The 13,970-nt window shown below is 66.8% G+C and carries 13 protein-coding genes; 8 read left to right on the forward strand and 5 right to left on the reverse strand.

Annotated elements, in window-relative coordinates; genetic code table 11:
* Positions 1-3: 3 nt before the first annotated feature.
* The 4 genes from NAV27_RS15190 to NAV27_RS15205 are packed head-to-tail and all read right to left on the reverse strand — an operon-like array spanning position 4 to position 3,125.
* Positions 4-1,380, reverse strand: a complete 1,377-nt coding sequence (locus NAV27_RS15190) for a 4Fe-4S binding protein (RefSeq protein ID WP_102828253.1) — start codon at positions 1,378-1,380, stop codon at positions 4-6.
* Complete coding sequence (locus NAV27_RS15195; RefSeq protein ID WP_102827772.1) at positions 1,377-2,234, reverse strand: FTR1 family iron permease; 858 nt, start codon at positions 2,232-2,234, stop codon at positions 1,377-1,379. Before NAV27_RS15195 ends, NAV27_RS15190 begins: the two co-directional genes overlap by 4 nt.
* 16 nt (positions 2,235-2,250) lie before the next feature.
* Entirely contained in the window at positions 2,251-2,577 is a 327-nt protein-coding gene (locus tag NAV27_RS15200) for a cupredoxin domain-containing protein (protein ID WP_003289033.1), read from the reverse strand.
* A gap of 14 nt (positions 2,578-2,591) precedes the next feature.
* On the reverse strand, positions 2,592-3,125 hold the full coding sequence (locus tag NAV27_RS15205; protein WP_003289031.1) for an iron transporter: 534 nt from the start codon (positions 3,123-3,125) through the stop codon (positions 2,592-2,594).
* 279 nt (positions 3,126-3,404) lie between these two features.
* Here NAV27_RS15205 and mdtD point away from each other — a divergent pair, with 279 nt between their 5' ends.
* The 4 genes from mdtD to NAV27_RS15225 all read left to right on the forward strand — a co-directional run bounded on the left by mdtD (position 3,405) and on the right by NAV27_RS15225 (position 8,237).
* Complete coding sequence (mdtD, locus tag NAV27_RS15210) at positions 3,405-4,832, forward strand: multidrug transporter subunit MdtD (protein WP_102827771.1); 1,428 nt, start codon at positions 3,405-3,407, stop codon at positions 4,830-4,832.
* A gap of 258 nt (positions 4,833-5,090) precedes the next feature.
* On the forward strand, positions 5,091-5,351 hold the full coding sequence (locus NAV27_RS15215) for a hypothetical protein (RefSeq protein ID WP_054094607.1): 261 nt from the start codon (positions 5,091-5,093) through the stop codon (positions 5,349-5,351).
* A gap of 103 nt (positions 5,352-5,454) precedes the next feature.
* Positions 5,455-7,281, forward strand: a complete 1,827-nt coding sequence (gene edd / locus NAV27_RS15220; protein ID WP_102827770.1) for a phosphogluconate dehydratase — start codon at positions 5,455-5,457, stop codon at positions 7,279-7,281.
* Positions 7,278-8,237 (forward strand): glucokinase, encoded by a 960-nt coding sequence (locus NAV27_RS15225; protein WP_102827769.1) that lies wholly within the window; start codon positions 7,278-7,280, stop codon positions 8,235-8,237. The genes edd and NAV27_RS15225 overlap by 4 nt, the downstream gene beginning before the upstream one ends.
* 67 nt (positions 8,238-8,304) lie before the next feature.
* On the opposite strand, the gene NAV27_RS15230 is transcribed toward NAV27_RS15225, so the two are convergent.
* Complete coding sequence (locus NAV27_RS15230; protein ID WP_102827768.1) at positions 8,305-9,174, reverse strand: MurR/RpiR family transcriptional regulator; 870 nt, start codon at positions 9,172-9,174, stop codon at positions 8,305-8,307.
* A gap of 170 nt (positions 9,175-9,344) precedes the next feature.
* Between NAV27_RS15230 and zwf the strand changes: the two genes are divergently transcribed.
* The 4 genes from zwf to NAV27_RS15250 all read left to right on the forward strand — a co-directional run bounded on the left by zwf (position 9,345) and on the right by NAV27_RS15250 (position 13,968).
* A complete protein-coding gene (zwf, locus tag NAV27_RS15235) occupies positions 9,345-10,814 on the forward strand; it encodes a glucose-6-phosphate dehydrogenase (protein WP_102827767.1) in 1,470 nt (489 codons plus the stop codon).
* Entirely contained in the window at positions 10,801-11,514 is a 714-nt protein-coding gene (gene pgl / locus NAV27_RS15240) for a 6-phosphogluconolactonase (protein WP_102827766.1), read from the forward strand. Before zwf ends, pgl begins: the two co-directional genes overlap by 14 nt.
* An 18-nt stretch (positions 11,515-11,532) precedes the next feature.
* Positions 11,533-12,270: a bifunctional 4-hydroxy-2-oxoglutarate aldolase/2-dehydro-3-deoxy-phosphogluconate aldolase gene (locus NAV27_RS15245; RefSeq protein WP_102827765.1), complete on the forward strand. Its 738-nt coding sequence runs from the start codon at positions 11,533-11,535 to the stop codon at positions 12,268-12,270.
* A 69-nt stretch (positions 12,271-12,339) separates the two neighbouring features.
* Positions 12,340-13,968, forward strand: a complete 1,629-nt coding sequence (locus NAV27_RS15250) for an NADP-dependent glyceraldehyde-3-phosphate dehydrogenase (RefSeq protein WP_102827764.1) — start codon at positions 12,340-12,342, stop codon at positions 13,966-13,968.
* Positions 13,969-13,970: the final 2 nt, after the last annotated feature.

The raw sequence follows: 13,970 nt of genomic DNA on the forward strand, positions 1-13,970 counted from the left end.
GCCTCAGTTCCAGCCCCAGAACTGCAGCCACCAGCCATAGCCGATCAGCGCGGCCGCGCCGCTCATGCAGCTGAATGCCAGCAGCCGGCGCAGACCGTTGGCGCCGTGGCGGCCGATGACCTTCCAGGCCAGATACAGGCTCCAGATGATCGCGCCGACCAGCAGCGCCGCGCGTGCCAGCGGTACCCAGCTCAGCAGCAGGCCTTCGTAGCGCAGCAGCTTGACCGTAGTGGCGGAAAGGCCGAGGAACAGCCCGGCGCCGCCCAGCGGCGTCAGGCTCAGCGCCAGATGGTGGAACACGTTGCCGCTGCGGCCCATCAGCCGTACGGCGGCCTGCACCAGCAGCCACAGGGCGCCGCCGACCAGCACGGCGCTGCCGCCGATGTAGGCCAGGATCGCCGCGCCGTCGAGCCAGCTGAATGCATCGTTGACCTGCGGATAGTGCGTCAGCAGCCACCAGGGCGCATCGGCTTCCAGCGGCCAGAACAGTTCGTGATCGACCAGCCATTCCGCGGCGGCCTGCTTGAGGGCGATGAACCACGGGCTGACCGTCCACTGGAAGGCGCCCATCGCCAGACCGAGCACGCCGAACAGCAGCAGGGTGCTGTCCCAGTGGCTGTGCTGCGGCTGGTTGCCGACGATGAGGATTTCCTGGTTCGGCGAGCGGGCGCTGAGCTGCACCGCGCCGCGCTGGCCGCTGCAACGGCCGCAGGCATGGCAGTCGCTGGCGCCCTGCATGCGGCGGATGTCCAGCAGCGGCGCACAGTTGGGCGTGGCCAGGTGCGGTCCGCTGTTCTCCAGCCAGCGCTGTTCATCGACCTTGTAATGCAGCGGAGCGAGGCGTGCGAGCAGGGAGAACACGCCGCTGACCGGACACAGGTAACGGCACCAGACGCGTTTGCCGCGGCCGTAGAGGTAGCCCACCAGCATCGCCGCGACGGTGGAGCCGCCGAGGATCAGCAGCGCAGCCTGGGCGTAGTCGTAGACGCTGATCAGCTGGCCATAGACGGTGGTGAGGATGAACGCCACGGTCGGCCAGCCGCCCCAGCGAATCCAGCGTGGCGTGCCGCGGCCCAGCCCGCGCCAGCTGATCCATTCGCTCAGCGAGCCTTCCGGGCAGAGCACGCCGCACCACATGCGGCCGAACAGCACCATCGACAGCAGCACGAAGGGCCACCACAGGCCCCAGAAGACGAACTGCGCCAGCAGCGTGAGGTTATCGAGCATGCCCGCCTGGGCGGGCGGCAGCGGCAGCACGGCGGGGATCACCAGCAACACCAGGTAGAACCCCACCACCAGCCACTGCACCGCGCGGATGATTTTGGCGTGTTCGCGCAGCCAGTCACCGACGCGCGTCAGCCAGGGCGCCTGGGCGATCATGCCGGCCTCGTCGCCAGCGCCACCGGCCGCGCGGGGCGCAGCCAGGCCCACACCGCCAGCCAGTACAGCAGCAGGGTCAGCGCCGCGGCCAGCGACGGCATCGCGCGGTAGCCGGTGAGGCCGGCGATGGTGCTGCCCAGCGCGCTGCCGTCGTCCAGCCAGGCCGAGGTGTCCCACAGCGGATCGCCGAAGAAGCTGTAGAACTGCTCCGGCACGTCCATGCCCATCAGCTGGCCGCTGAAGCGATCCAGCCCGGCCATCAGCAGCGCGCTGCCGAGCAGCAGCAGGAGCACTTCGCTGACCTGGAAGAAGCGCCGCCAGCTGAAGAAGCGGCTACCGGCCTGCAGCGCCGCGTAGCTGAGCAGCGCAAGGACGAAGCCCAGCGCGCCGCCGATGATGAATCCGGTGAGGTCGTGGCCCTGCTGCTGGTTGCCGATGCCGTAGAGGAACACCACCGTTTCGCTGCCCTCGCGCCCGACCGCGAGCATGGCGAGCAGCAACAGGCCGAAGCCGCTGCCCTGGCTGAGCTTCTGCGCCGCGCTGTTCTGCAGGCTGCTCTTGAGGGTGCGACCGTGGTGATGCATCCAGCCGACCATGTGCAGGATCAGCATGCTCGCCACCAGCAGCATGCCGCACTGGAACCACTCGCCGCCGCTGCCGGCCAGCCAGTCGCCGGCGCGCAGCACGCCCCAGCCCAGCGCGACCGCCAGGCCCAGGCCGGCTGCGACGCCGCCCCAGAGCATACGCAGCGCGTGGCCCGCGCCCGGCTGCTGGCGCAGCCAGGCATGCAGGATGCCGATCACCAGCAGTGCCTCGACGCTCTCGCGCCAGACGATGAACATGGATTGGCCCATGACTAGCTCCTGCGAACTACTTGGCGACGATCTCGCCTTCGGGAAGGTCCAGATGGAATTCGTCGAAGAACGGGTAGCGTCCCGGCTTCAACGGATGGATCACGACGAACGAGGTCACCCCCGGCGACAGCACCTTCTCCACCCGCAGCGGCGTGCTCTCGAACTCGGTCGGGCCGCTGCCGGCGTTGTGCACGACGATCTTGAAGCGCTGGCGTGCCGGCACTTCGATCGAGGCCGGTTCGAAGTGGCCGTCGCGGATGGTCAGCTCGTAAGTCGGCAGTGCCGCCTGGGCGCTGCCGGCAGCGCCGGTCAGCAGCAGGGCGCCGAGCAGGAATGTACGCATGGGCCTTCTCCGCCTCAGTAACCGCCTTTCTTGCCGATGCCGGCGTAGGTGAACTCGTAGTTCAGCTCGCAACCTTCGAACCACGGGGCGACGCCGGTTTCCTTGTCGACGTGGCGGCCGAACATGGCGTGGCCCGAACCCGGCGGCAGGATCTTGTAGGTCAGCTGGTACTTGCCCGGGCCGAGCAGCTTGACGTTGTCGCCGTAGTGCGGACCGTCGTTGGCGACCATCGGATGGAAGTCACCTTCGATGACTTCGCTCGAACCCTTCTTGCGCAGCGTGTAGTGGATGCTCAGGTAGGGCACGAAACTGCCTTCCTGCCAGCCGTTGCGGTTGTTTTCGGTGGCGGAGATGTCCGCTTCCAGGTGCACGTCGGATTTGGCCGCCGCGAGCATCATGCCGGCCGGGTCCATTTCCACCGGCTGCAGATAGACCGCGCCGACTTCCATGCCACCGCATTGCTGCGGCTCGCCGATGGGATATTCCTTGGCCTGGGCGAGCGGGGTGAGCAGCAGGGTGGTGATCGCGAGGGTGGCGGGGATACGCATGGAAGCCTCCGGTAGGGATAAGTACGGAAACAGACTCGCACTTGCAGCTTCTAATGATAATGATTCGTGTCAATTTCCCAAGAAATATTTTGTTACGGCCGCGCCGGGCGAGCTGCTGTCGAGCGGCGATCGCAGCAGCGACGGGAGCTGGCGCCGGGCCGCGTCCGGTTGTCGCAGCGTGGCGCAGGTAACTGCGCCGCGACCGTCGGGCGCTGGTCGCGGCGCACCTTGCGCGGGCGAATCCTCTAAGATGACGAACCCTTCGCCGTAGAGTCCGCCATGCCGCCGACCTCCGTTCTGGATGCCCGCACCGCCCGTGTCTTGCCCTGGCTGGTCGCCATCGCCTTCTTCATGCAGACGCTGGATGGCACCATTCTCAACACGGCGCTGCCGGCAATGGCGCGTGACCTGGCCGAGGACCCGCTGCGCATGCAGGGCGTGGTGATCGCCTACATGCTCACCGTGGCGCTGCTGATTCCGGCATCCGGCTGGATCGCCGACCGCTTCGGTACGCGCAAGACGTTCTTCTCGGCGCTGGTGCTGTTCACTTTCGGCTCGTTGCTCTGCGCATTGTCGGTCAGCCTCGATCAGTTGATCGGCGCCCGCGTCGTGCAGGCTATCGGCGGTGCGCTGATGCTGCCGGTCGGACGGCTGGTGGTGCTGCGGGCCTTCCCGCGCAGCGAGTTCGTGCGGGTGATGACCTTCATCGCGCTGCCCGGCATGGTCGGGCCGCTGCTCGGGCCGACGCTCGGCGGCTGGCTGGTGCAGTACGCCTCCTGGCACTGGATCTTCCTGATCAACCTGCCGGTCGGGGTGATCGGCTGCATCGCGGCGTTCCGCTTCATGCCTGATTTCCGCGCGGACAAGCGGATGCGCTTCGATACCCTCGGTTTCATCCTGTTCGGCGCGGCGATGCTGCTGATCACCATCGCCCTGGAAGGGCTCGGCGAGCTGCACATGCCGCACGCACGGGTGCTGGTGCTGCTGTTTGCCGGCGCTGCCTGCCTGGCGGCGTACTGGCTGCGTGCCGCACGCATCCCGGCGCCGCTGTTCAGTCCGCGGCTGTTCCATACGCGCAGCTTCGCGGTGGGCATCTGCGGCAATCTGTTCGCCCGCCTGGGCAGCGGTGCGTTGCCGTTCCTGCTGCCGCTGCTGCTGCAGGTCGCGCTGGGCTACTCGCCGGCGCAGGCGGGGATGAGCATGATTCCGCTGGCGGTGGGCGCGATGCTGGTCAAGCCGCTGGCCAAGGGGCTGCTCGACCGCCTGGGCTACCGCAACCTGCTGATCGGCAACACCGCGCTGCTCGGCATGCTGATCGCCGGGCTGGCGACGGTGGATGCCGATACGCCCTACCTGTTGCTGCTGGCGCACCTGGGGCTGATCGGCGTGGGTAACTCGTTGCAGTTCACCGCGATGAACACCGTGACGTTGATCGGCCTCAGCAACGCCAACGCCAGCAGCGGCAACAGCCTGCTTTCGGTGGTGGTGCAGTTGTCGATGAGTCTCGGGGTCGCGACCGCAGGCGCGCTGCTGGGCGGTTTCACCGTGCCGGGTGCGCAGGGCGCCGAGGTGCTGCATGCCTTCGAGCTGACGTTCCTCTGCCTCGGCGGCATGAGCCTGGCGGGCGCGGGCATTTTCCTGCAGTTGAAGCGGCATGACGGCAGCCAGCCCCGCGAGGGGCGCGGCGCGCTGCCGATGGGCGACTAGGCACGGCACTGCGGCGGTCAATCATCTGTCCGGTTTTCTGACATATCCGTGCGTATGCCGACGCGTGGGCGTTGATGCCGGCAGCCGGCGCCGTCCGCCGGCCGGCGACTTCCAGGGTTGGGCCTGATGGCACGCCTGGGCCTGGCTAACCTGCTGCATTCCTTTACCTGTGCAAGTAAACATTATCGACCTGTCTTGTGAGACTACATATCGTCTCGCTCGAAGATGGCGTTTTGCCAATGCACAAGGAGTGGAGAGATGGAAGCGCTGAGCATGTCCTGGCTGGTGATGGGAGTGTCGCTGTGTGTCGTTCTGGTAGTGCTGATCGCGCTTTGCGCACTCGGGTTCGGCTATCGCCGGCAGCAGAGCGAGTTGCGTGTGTTGCGCGAACTGCTGATGAACGTTGGCGCGATCATCGAGCGCCTTGAGCGGGAGAAGGCCGAGTTCTTTGCGGGGCTGCGTGCGGAAAAGGCCCATGCGGCGCAGCTGCGTCGAAAGCTCGAACTGCTGAATCGATGATCTTGTTATAAAAACAATATATTTGCTTGTGCATGCGGTAAATCGTTGCTGGCTTCGGCTTATGTTGGTATAAAACCAACAAAAATAATCTGGAGTCAGCCGCATGCATCCTCGTGTTCTCGCCGTTACCGAGCGCTTGATCGCCCGCAGTCGCCCAACCCGAGAGCGCTATCTGGCGCTGATTCGAGGAGCGGCGGCGCGGGGACCGGCGCGCAGCGGCGCGCAGTGCGCGAACTTCGCCCACGGCGTCGCCGGCTGTGGCGCGCAGGACAAGCAGCGCCTGCGCCTGCCTGATGCGGCCAACGTCGCCATCGTCACCGCCTACAACGACATGCTCTCGGCGCACCAGCCCTACGAGGACTATCCCGAACGTCTGCGCCAGGCGCTGCGCGAGATCGGCTCGGTGGGGCAGGTGGCCGGCGGCGTGCCGGCGATGTGTGATGGCGTCACCCAGGGCGAGCCCGGCATGGAGCTGGCCATCGCCAGTCGCGAAGTGATCGCCATGAGCACTGCGGTGGCGCTGTCGCACAACCTGTTCGATGGGGCGCTGCTGCTCGGCATCTGCGACAAGATCGTCCCTGGCCTGCTGATCGGTGCGCTGCGCTTCGGTCATCTGCCCGCTGTGTTCGTGCCGGCCGGGCCGATGCCCTCCGGCCTGGCCAACAAGGACAAGGCCGCGGTGCGCCAGCGCTACGCCGAAGGCAAGGCTGGTCGCGACGAGTTGCTCGCTGCCGAGATGCAGGCCTATCACAGTCCCGGCACCTGCACCTTCTACGGCACCGCCAACACCAACCAGATGCTGATGGAGGTGATGGGCCTGCACCTGCCGGGCTCCTCCTTCGTCAACCCGGGCACGTCCCTGCGCGAAGCGCTGACTGCCGAGGCGGCGCGCCAGGTCACCCGTCTGACGCCGCAGGGTGGCAGCTTCACCCCGCTGGGTGAGTTGATGGATGAACGTGTGCTGGTCAATGCCATCGTCGCCCTGCATGCCACCGGCGGCTCGACCAATCACACCCTGCACATGCCGGCCATCGCCCAGGCCGCCGGTATCCAGCTGACCTGGCAGGACATGGCCGACCTCTCCGAGGTGGTGCCGACGCTGGCGCGCGTGTATCCCAACGGTTCGGCCGATATCAACCACTTCCATGCTGCCGGCGGCGTCGCGCTGCTGGTGCGCGAGCTGCTCGACGCCGGCCTGCTGCACGAGGACGTGCAGACCGTGATGGGGCGAGGACTCAGGCGTTACACGCAGGAGCCTTTCCTCGAGGAGGGGCGGCTGACCTGGCGTGAAGGGGCTGCGACGAGTCTGGATGAGAGCATCCTGCGGCCGGTGGCGCGGCCGTTCTCGGCCGAAGGCGGGCTGCGGGTGATGAGCGGCAATCTCGGTCGTGGCGTGATGAAGGTGTCTGCCGTGGCGCCGGAGCATCGGGTGGTGGAGGCGCCGGCGCGGGTCTTTGCCGATCAGCTGGAGCTGGTCGAGGCGTTCAAGGCTGGCGAGCTGGAGCTTGATTTCGTCGCCGTGGTGCGTTTCCAGGGGCCGCGCGCCAATGGCATGCCCGAACTGCACAAGCTGACGCCCTATCTCGGCGTGCTGCAGGATCGCGGCTTCAAGGTCGCGCTGGTCACCGACGGGCGCATGTCCGGTGCGTCGGGCAAGGTGCCGGCGGCGATCCATGTATGCCCGGAAGCGATCGATGGCGGGCCGCTGGCGCGGCTGCGTGATGGTGATCTGTTGCGTGTGGATGGGCAGGCCGGTGTGCTCGAGGTGCTGGTGGATGCCGTCGAGCTGGCTGACCGCTCACCTGTTGCTGCGCCGGCGGCGGGCGTGCAGGGTTGCGGCCGCGAGCTGTTCGGCTTCATGCGGGCGTCGTTCAGCTCCGCCGAACAGGGCGCCAGCGTGTTCACCGCTGGGCTGGAGGCGCTGCGATGAGGCTGGCGCTGGTCGGTGACATCGGTGGCACCAACGCGCGCTTCGCGCTGTGGCGCGACTCGCGGCTGGAGTCGGTGCGGGTGCTGGCGACGGCGGATTTCGCCACGCCCGAGCTGGCAGTCGAGTACTACCTGGCATCGCTCGGTCTTGCGCCGGGCAGCGTCGGTGCGGCCTGCCTGGCCTGTGCCGGGCCGGTCAAGGGTGAGCAGTTCACCTTCACCAACAATCACTGGCGGTTGACGCGAAGCGACTTCTGCGGCGCTCTGCAGCTGGATGAGCTGCTGCTGATCAACGACTTCGCCGCGATGGCGCTAGGCATGACGCGAGTAGGTGAAGCGGGGCGGCGCGCGATCTGTGCGGGCGAGGCAGAGCCGGATGCGCCGGCGCTGGTGATCGGGCCGGGCACCGGGCTTGGCGTCGCCGCGTTGATGCCCTTGGTTGATGGCAACTGGCGTGCGTTGCCGGGGGAGGGCGGGCACGTCGATCTGCCCGTGGCGGATGCGCACGAGGCGGCGCTGTGGCAGATGCTCTTCGCGCAGCTTGGCCATGTGCGTGCCGAAGACGTGCTCAGCGGCGGTGGCCTGTTGCTGCTCTACCGGGCGGTCTGTGCCCTGGCTGGTTTGTCGCCGCGACTGGCGTCGCCGGCTGAAGTCACCGCGGCCGCGCTCGCGGGCGATCATGTGGCGGTGGCGACCCTGGAGCAGTTCTGCGTGTGGCTCGGCCGGGTTGCCGGCAACAACGTGCTCACGCTCGGTGCGCGCGGCGGGGTGTATATCGTCGGTGGTGTGGTGCCGCGTTTCGCTGATTTCTTCGCGGCCAGTGGTTTCGCCCGCGGCTTTACCAGCAAGGGCTGCATGAGCGGCTATCTCGCCGATGTGCCGGTGTGGCTGGTTACCGCGGACTATCCGGGGCTGGAGGGTGCCGGTGTGGCGTTGGAGCAGGCGCTGGTGCGCTGATCTGGTGGTTCGGGTGTGTGATGGGAGGATGTTGTTATAGCAACATCCTGCGTTCGTACTGGTTTCGTCAGCTCGGCTCTTCATCCGCCGGGTAGCGGCTGGCGTTCAGGCTTTCCTTCACCTTGCGCAGGTGCGGCTGGAAATCCACGCCGCGGCGCAGGGTCATGCCGGTGGCGAGCACGTCGAGCACGGTGAGCTGGATGATACGCGAGGTCATCGGCATGTAGATGTCGGTGTCCTCGGGCAGCGGAATGTTCAGGCTCAGCGTGCTGGCCTGCGCCAGCGGCGAGCCGGCGGCGGTCAGGCCGAGTACCGAGGCGCCGTTCTGCCGGGCGATGCGTGCCACCTCCACCAGTTCGCGGGTGCGTCCGGTGTAGGAAATGATCACGAACAGCTCGCCCGTGTGCGCCACCGAGGCCAGCATGCGCTGCATCAGTACGTCCGAATGCGCGGTCACCGCCAGGTTGAAGCGGAAGAACTTGTGCTGCGCATCCAGCGCCACCGAGGCCGAGGCGCCAAGGCCTAAGAAGTGGATCTGGCGGGCCTGGATCATCAGGTCCACGGCGCGGCTGACCAGCTGCGGATCGAGGCTCTGGCAGGCGCTGTCCAGCGAGGCGATGGCCGAGCCGAAGATCTTGCGTGTGTATTCCGCTGGGCCGTCATCGGGCTCTACCGCCTGGCTGACATAGGCGGCGCCGCTGGCCAGGCTCTGCGCCAGCTGCATCTTCAGTTCCGGGTAGCCGCTAACGCCGAACGAGCGGCAGAAGCGATTCACCGTCGGCTCGCTGACCTGTGCGGTCTGCGCCAACGTGGCGATGCTGAAACGGGTGGCCTGCTGAGGGTTGCGCAGGATGACTTCGGCCACCTTGCGCTCGGCCTTGTTGAGGTCTTCGATGCGACGCTGGATCTGCTCGAGCAGGTTGTGTACGCGGTCCATGACGATCCTGATGCGGCGGGTCAGAGGTGCCCTATGCTACTGAGCGGGCTGCGGAGCGACTACCGGAATCTCCTTTTCTGGCTAAATGTTGTTTTTATTACTACATCATCCTTGAATAAACGCGGCTTCGCGTGTATTCATAGTGCAGTGTTAGTAGAAGAACAAACATCATGACGCCATTATCTGTCGAACCCTGCACCCTGGCGCTGTTCGGCGCCCTCGGTGATCTGGCCCTGCGCAAGCTGTTTCCCGCGCTCTATCAGCTCGACCGTGCCGGCCTGCTGCCGGCGGACACCCGCATTCTCGGCCTCGCCCGCGACGGCGGCGAGCCGGCTTCGCATCTGGCGCTGATCGCCGAGCACCTGCGTCGCCATGTGGCCGAGCGCGAACTCGAGGAAAGCGTTCTGCAGCGTTTCCTGGCCCGTCTGGACTACCTGAGCATGGAGTTCGGCCGCCGCGAGGATTACGCCGCGCTGGCGGACAAGGCCGGCCAGGCCGAACGTATCGTCGCCTTCTTCGCCACGCCGGCTTCCGTCTACGGCGCGATCTGCGCCGGGCTGGCGGAGGCGGGGCTGGCCGAACGCACCCGCGTCGTGCTGGAAAAGCCCATCGGCCATGACCTGGGGTCGTCCCGCGAGGTGAATGACGCGGTGGCGCGTTTCTTCCCGGAAGACCGCACCTACCGCATCGATCATTACCTGGGCAAGGACACGGTGCAGAACCTCATCGCCCTGCGCTTTGCCAACAGCCTGTTCGAGACGCAGTGGAACCAGAACCACATTTCCCATGTGGAGATCACCGTCGCCGAAACCGTCGGCATCGAGGGCCGCTGGGGCTACTTCGACCAGGCCGGCCAGCTGCGCGACATGATCCAGAACCACCTGCTGCAGCTGCTCTGCCTGATCGCCATGGACCCGCCCAGCGACCTCTCAGCCGACAGCATCCGCGACGAGAAGGTCAAGGTGCTCAAGGCGCTGGCGCCCATTGCGCCGGAGCACCTCGGTCAGCAATTGGTGCGCGGCCAGTACGTGGCCGGCAGCATCCTCGGGCGCCAGGTGCCGGGCTATCTGGAGGAGGAAAACTCCAACACCCAGAGCGACACCGAGACCTTCGTCGCCCTGCGGGCCGAGATCTGCAACTGGCGCTGGGCGGGTGTGCCCTTCTATCTGCGGACCGGCAAGCGCATGCCGCAGAAGCTCTCGCAGATCGTCATCCACTTCAAGGCGCCGCCGCATTACATCTTCGCCCCGGAGCAGCGCCAGCTGATCGGCAACAAGCTGATCATCCGCCTGCAGCCGCAGGAGGGCATTTCGTTGCTGGTGATGACCAAGGACCAGGGCCTGGACAAGGGCATGCAGCTGCGCAGCGGCCCGCTGCAGCTGAACTTCTCGGAAACCTACAAGAGCCCGCGCATCCCCGACGCCTACGAGCGTCTGCTGCTGGAAGTGATGAAGGGCAACCAGAACCTCTTCGTGCGCAAGGACGAAATCGAATTCGCCTGGAAGTGGTGCGACCAGCTGATCGACGGCTGGCAACGCGTCGGCGCGCCTCCCAAACCCTACGCAGCAGGCAGCTGGGGACCGGCTGCCTCGATTGCCCTGATCAGCCGTGACGGCAGGAGTTGGTATGACGATCTCTAATCTCGATCTGCCTGTGCAGACCCTCGGTTTCAGCCTCGGCAACGCCGACCAGCTGGCCGGCGAACTGGCGTTGACGGTGAGCAACGCCCTGCGCAGTGCGATCGCCGAGCGCGGTGCGGCGACCCTGGTGGTGTCCGGCGGCCGCAGCCCGATCGCGTTCTTCGATCGCCTCGCACAGCAGGAACTGGACTGGGCCAAGGTCACCATCAGCCTCGCCGACGAGCGCTGGGTGCCGGTCAGCCATCCCGACAGCAACGAAGGCCTGTTGCGCCGCCATCTGCTGCAGGGGCCGGCCGCCGCGGCGCGCCTGGTCGGCCTGTACCAGAGCGCGGCCAGCCTGGAGCAGGCCGCCGAACGCGCCGACGCCGTATTGGCCGAATTGCCGCCGATCGACGTGCTGGTGCTGGGCATGGGCGAGGACGGCCACACCGCCTCGCTGTTCCCTGACAGCCCGAACCTGGAAGCGGCGCTCGACCTGCGTGGTGCGCGGCGCTGCCTGCCGATGCAGGCGACGAGCGTACCGCGCCAGCGCCTGAGCATGTCCCTGGCGCTGCTGGCCAGCGCGCGGCTGACCCTGCTCGCCCTGCACGGCCCGGGCAAGCTGGCCACGCTCAACCAGGCCCTGGCCGGCGAATCCTACGAAGCGATGCCGATCCGCGCCTTCCTCGCCCGTCCCCTCGAAATCTACTGGTGCCCCTGAGGCCGCAAGGAATCTTTTATGACATCTACCCAAACCCGCGCCGTCAGCATGACCGACAAGATCGCCCTGATCGACCAGTGGTGCAGCGCTGCGCGCATCCTGCCGGTAATCACCATCGAGCGTGAGGCGGACATCCTGCCGCTGGCCGACGCCCTGGCCGCCGGTGGCCTCAAGGTGCTGGAAATCACTCTGCGCTCGGCCCTGGGTCTGAGTGCCATCCGCCTGCTGCGCGAGCAGCGCCCCGAACTGATCGTCGGTGCCGGTACCGTGCTGGATGCCGCCATGCTGGCCCAGGCCGAGGCGGCCGGTGCGCAATTCATCGTCTCTCCGGGCAGCACTGGCGAGCTGCTGGATGCCGCGTTGCACAGCCCGTTGCCGCTGCTGCCGGGCGTGGCCAGCGCTTCGGAAATCATGCTCGGCTACACCCTGGGTTACCGCCGCTTCAAGCTGTTCCCGGCCGAGGTCTGTGGCGGCGTCGCCGCGCTCAAGGCCTTGGGAGGGCCGTTCGGCAATATCCGTTTCTGTCCGACCGGTGGCGTCAACGCGCGCAACGCCAGGGACTACCTGGCGCAGTCCAACGTGATGTGTGTCGGCGGCACCTGGATGGTCGATGCCAAGGCCGTGCGTGCCGGCGACTGGGCCGCCATCGAAAGCGCCACGCGCCAGGCCCTGCAGGCGCTGGACAGCGCAGCGCCTGCCGAACTGCCGCGCGACTTCGATCTGCGTGCCGAGCGCGCCGAACAGCGCGAGCTGTAATCCGTCCGACCCCGTCGCGGTGGGCGTGGGGCCTGCCGCGATCATCCCGATTCGCTACCTGGAGGTTCCATGACTACCGCGCGCCCGCTTGCCGAGCTGTTTCCCCGTCTCGATGAGATTCCCGCTGCCTACCAACCGGATGCACCGGTCGAGCAGCGCGACTATCTGCTCGATGGCGAGCTGAAGCACTGGCACGGCCCGCTGGCCGAAGTGCGCAGCCCGGTGTTCCTGCGCGAGGCGGACGGCAGCGAGCGCCAGGTCGTGCTGGGCAGCACGCCGCTGCTGGATGCCGACGCTGCGCTCGAGGCGCTGGATGCGGCGGTCGCGGCGTACGACAACGGCCGCGGCGCCTGGCCGACCATGCGCGTGGCCGAGCGTATCGCCCATGTCGAGGCCTTCCTGGCGCGTATGCGCGAGCAGCGCGAGGCGGTGGTCAAATTGCTGATGTGGGAGATCGGCAAGAACCTCAAGGATTCGGAGAAGGAATTCGACCGCACCTGCGACTACATCGTCGACACCATCCATGCGCTGAAGGAACTGGACCGCAGCTCCAGCCGCTTCGAGCTGGAGCAGGGCACCCTCGGGCAGATCCGCCGCGTGCCCATGGGCGTGGCGCTGTGCATGGGGCCGTACAACTACCCGCTGAACGAAACCTTCACCACGCTGATCCCGGCGCTGATCATGGGCAACACCGTAGTGTTCAAACCGGCCAAGTTCGGCGTACTGCTGATCCGCCCGCTGCTCGAAGCCTTCCGCGACAGCTTCCCGGCGGGGGTCATCAACGTCATCTACGGCCGCGGTCGCGAGACGGTCAGCGCGCTGATGGCCAGCGGCAAGGTCGACGTGTTCGCCTTTATCGGCACGCACAAGGGCGCCGCCGACCTGAAGAAACTGCACCCGCGTCCGCACCGCCTGCGCGCCGCGCTGGGGCTGGACGCGAAGAACCCGGGCATCGTCCTGCCGCAGGTCGATCTGGACAACGCGGTGGAGGAGGCGGTGACCGGCGCGCTGTCGTTCAACGGCCAGCGCTGCACGGCGCTGAAGATCCTCTTCGTGCACGAAACGGTACTCGATGATTTCCTCGAACGCCTTGCTGCGCGGGTCAATGCGCTCAAGCCGGGCATGCCCTGGGAGCCGGGCGTGGCGCTGACGCCGTTGCCGGAGCCGGGCAAGACCGATTACCTGCATGCCGTACTCGAAGACGCCGTAGCCAAGGGCGCGCGGGTGATCAACGCCGGTGGTGGCCAATCGCACCAGACCTTCTTCCAGCCGGCAGTGCTGAGCCCGGTGGATTCGACCATGCGTGTCTATCACGAAGAGCAGTTCGGCCCGCTGGTGCCGGTGGTGCCGTACCGCGACCTGCAGGAGGTGATCGACTACGTCACCGCCTCCGACTACGGCCAGCAGCTGTCGATCTTCGGCAACGACCCGGCGCAGGTAGGCCGGCTGGTGGATGCCTTCGTCAACCAGGTCGGGCGCATCAACATCAACGCCCAGTGCCAGCGCGGGCCGGACAGCTATCCGTTCAATGGTCGCAAGAATTCCGCCGAAGGCACGCTGTCGGTACATGACGCCCTGCGCGTGTTCTCCATCCGTACCCTGGTGGCGACGCGCTTCAACGAGGCCAACAAGGAGCTGGTCGACCGGATCATTCGTGACCGCCAGTCGAGCTTCCTGACCACCGACTACATCTTCTGACG

It is taken from the genome of Stutzerimonas degradans (assembly GCF_024448505.1).
GTDB classification, from domain to species: Bacteria; Pseudomonadota; Gammaproteobacteria; order Pseudomonadales; family Pseudomonadaceae; genus Stutzerimonas; species Stutzerimonas degradans.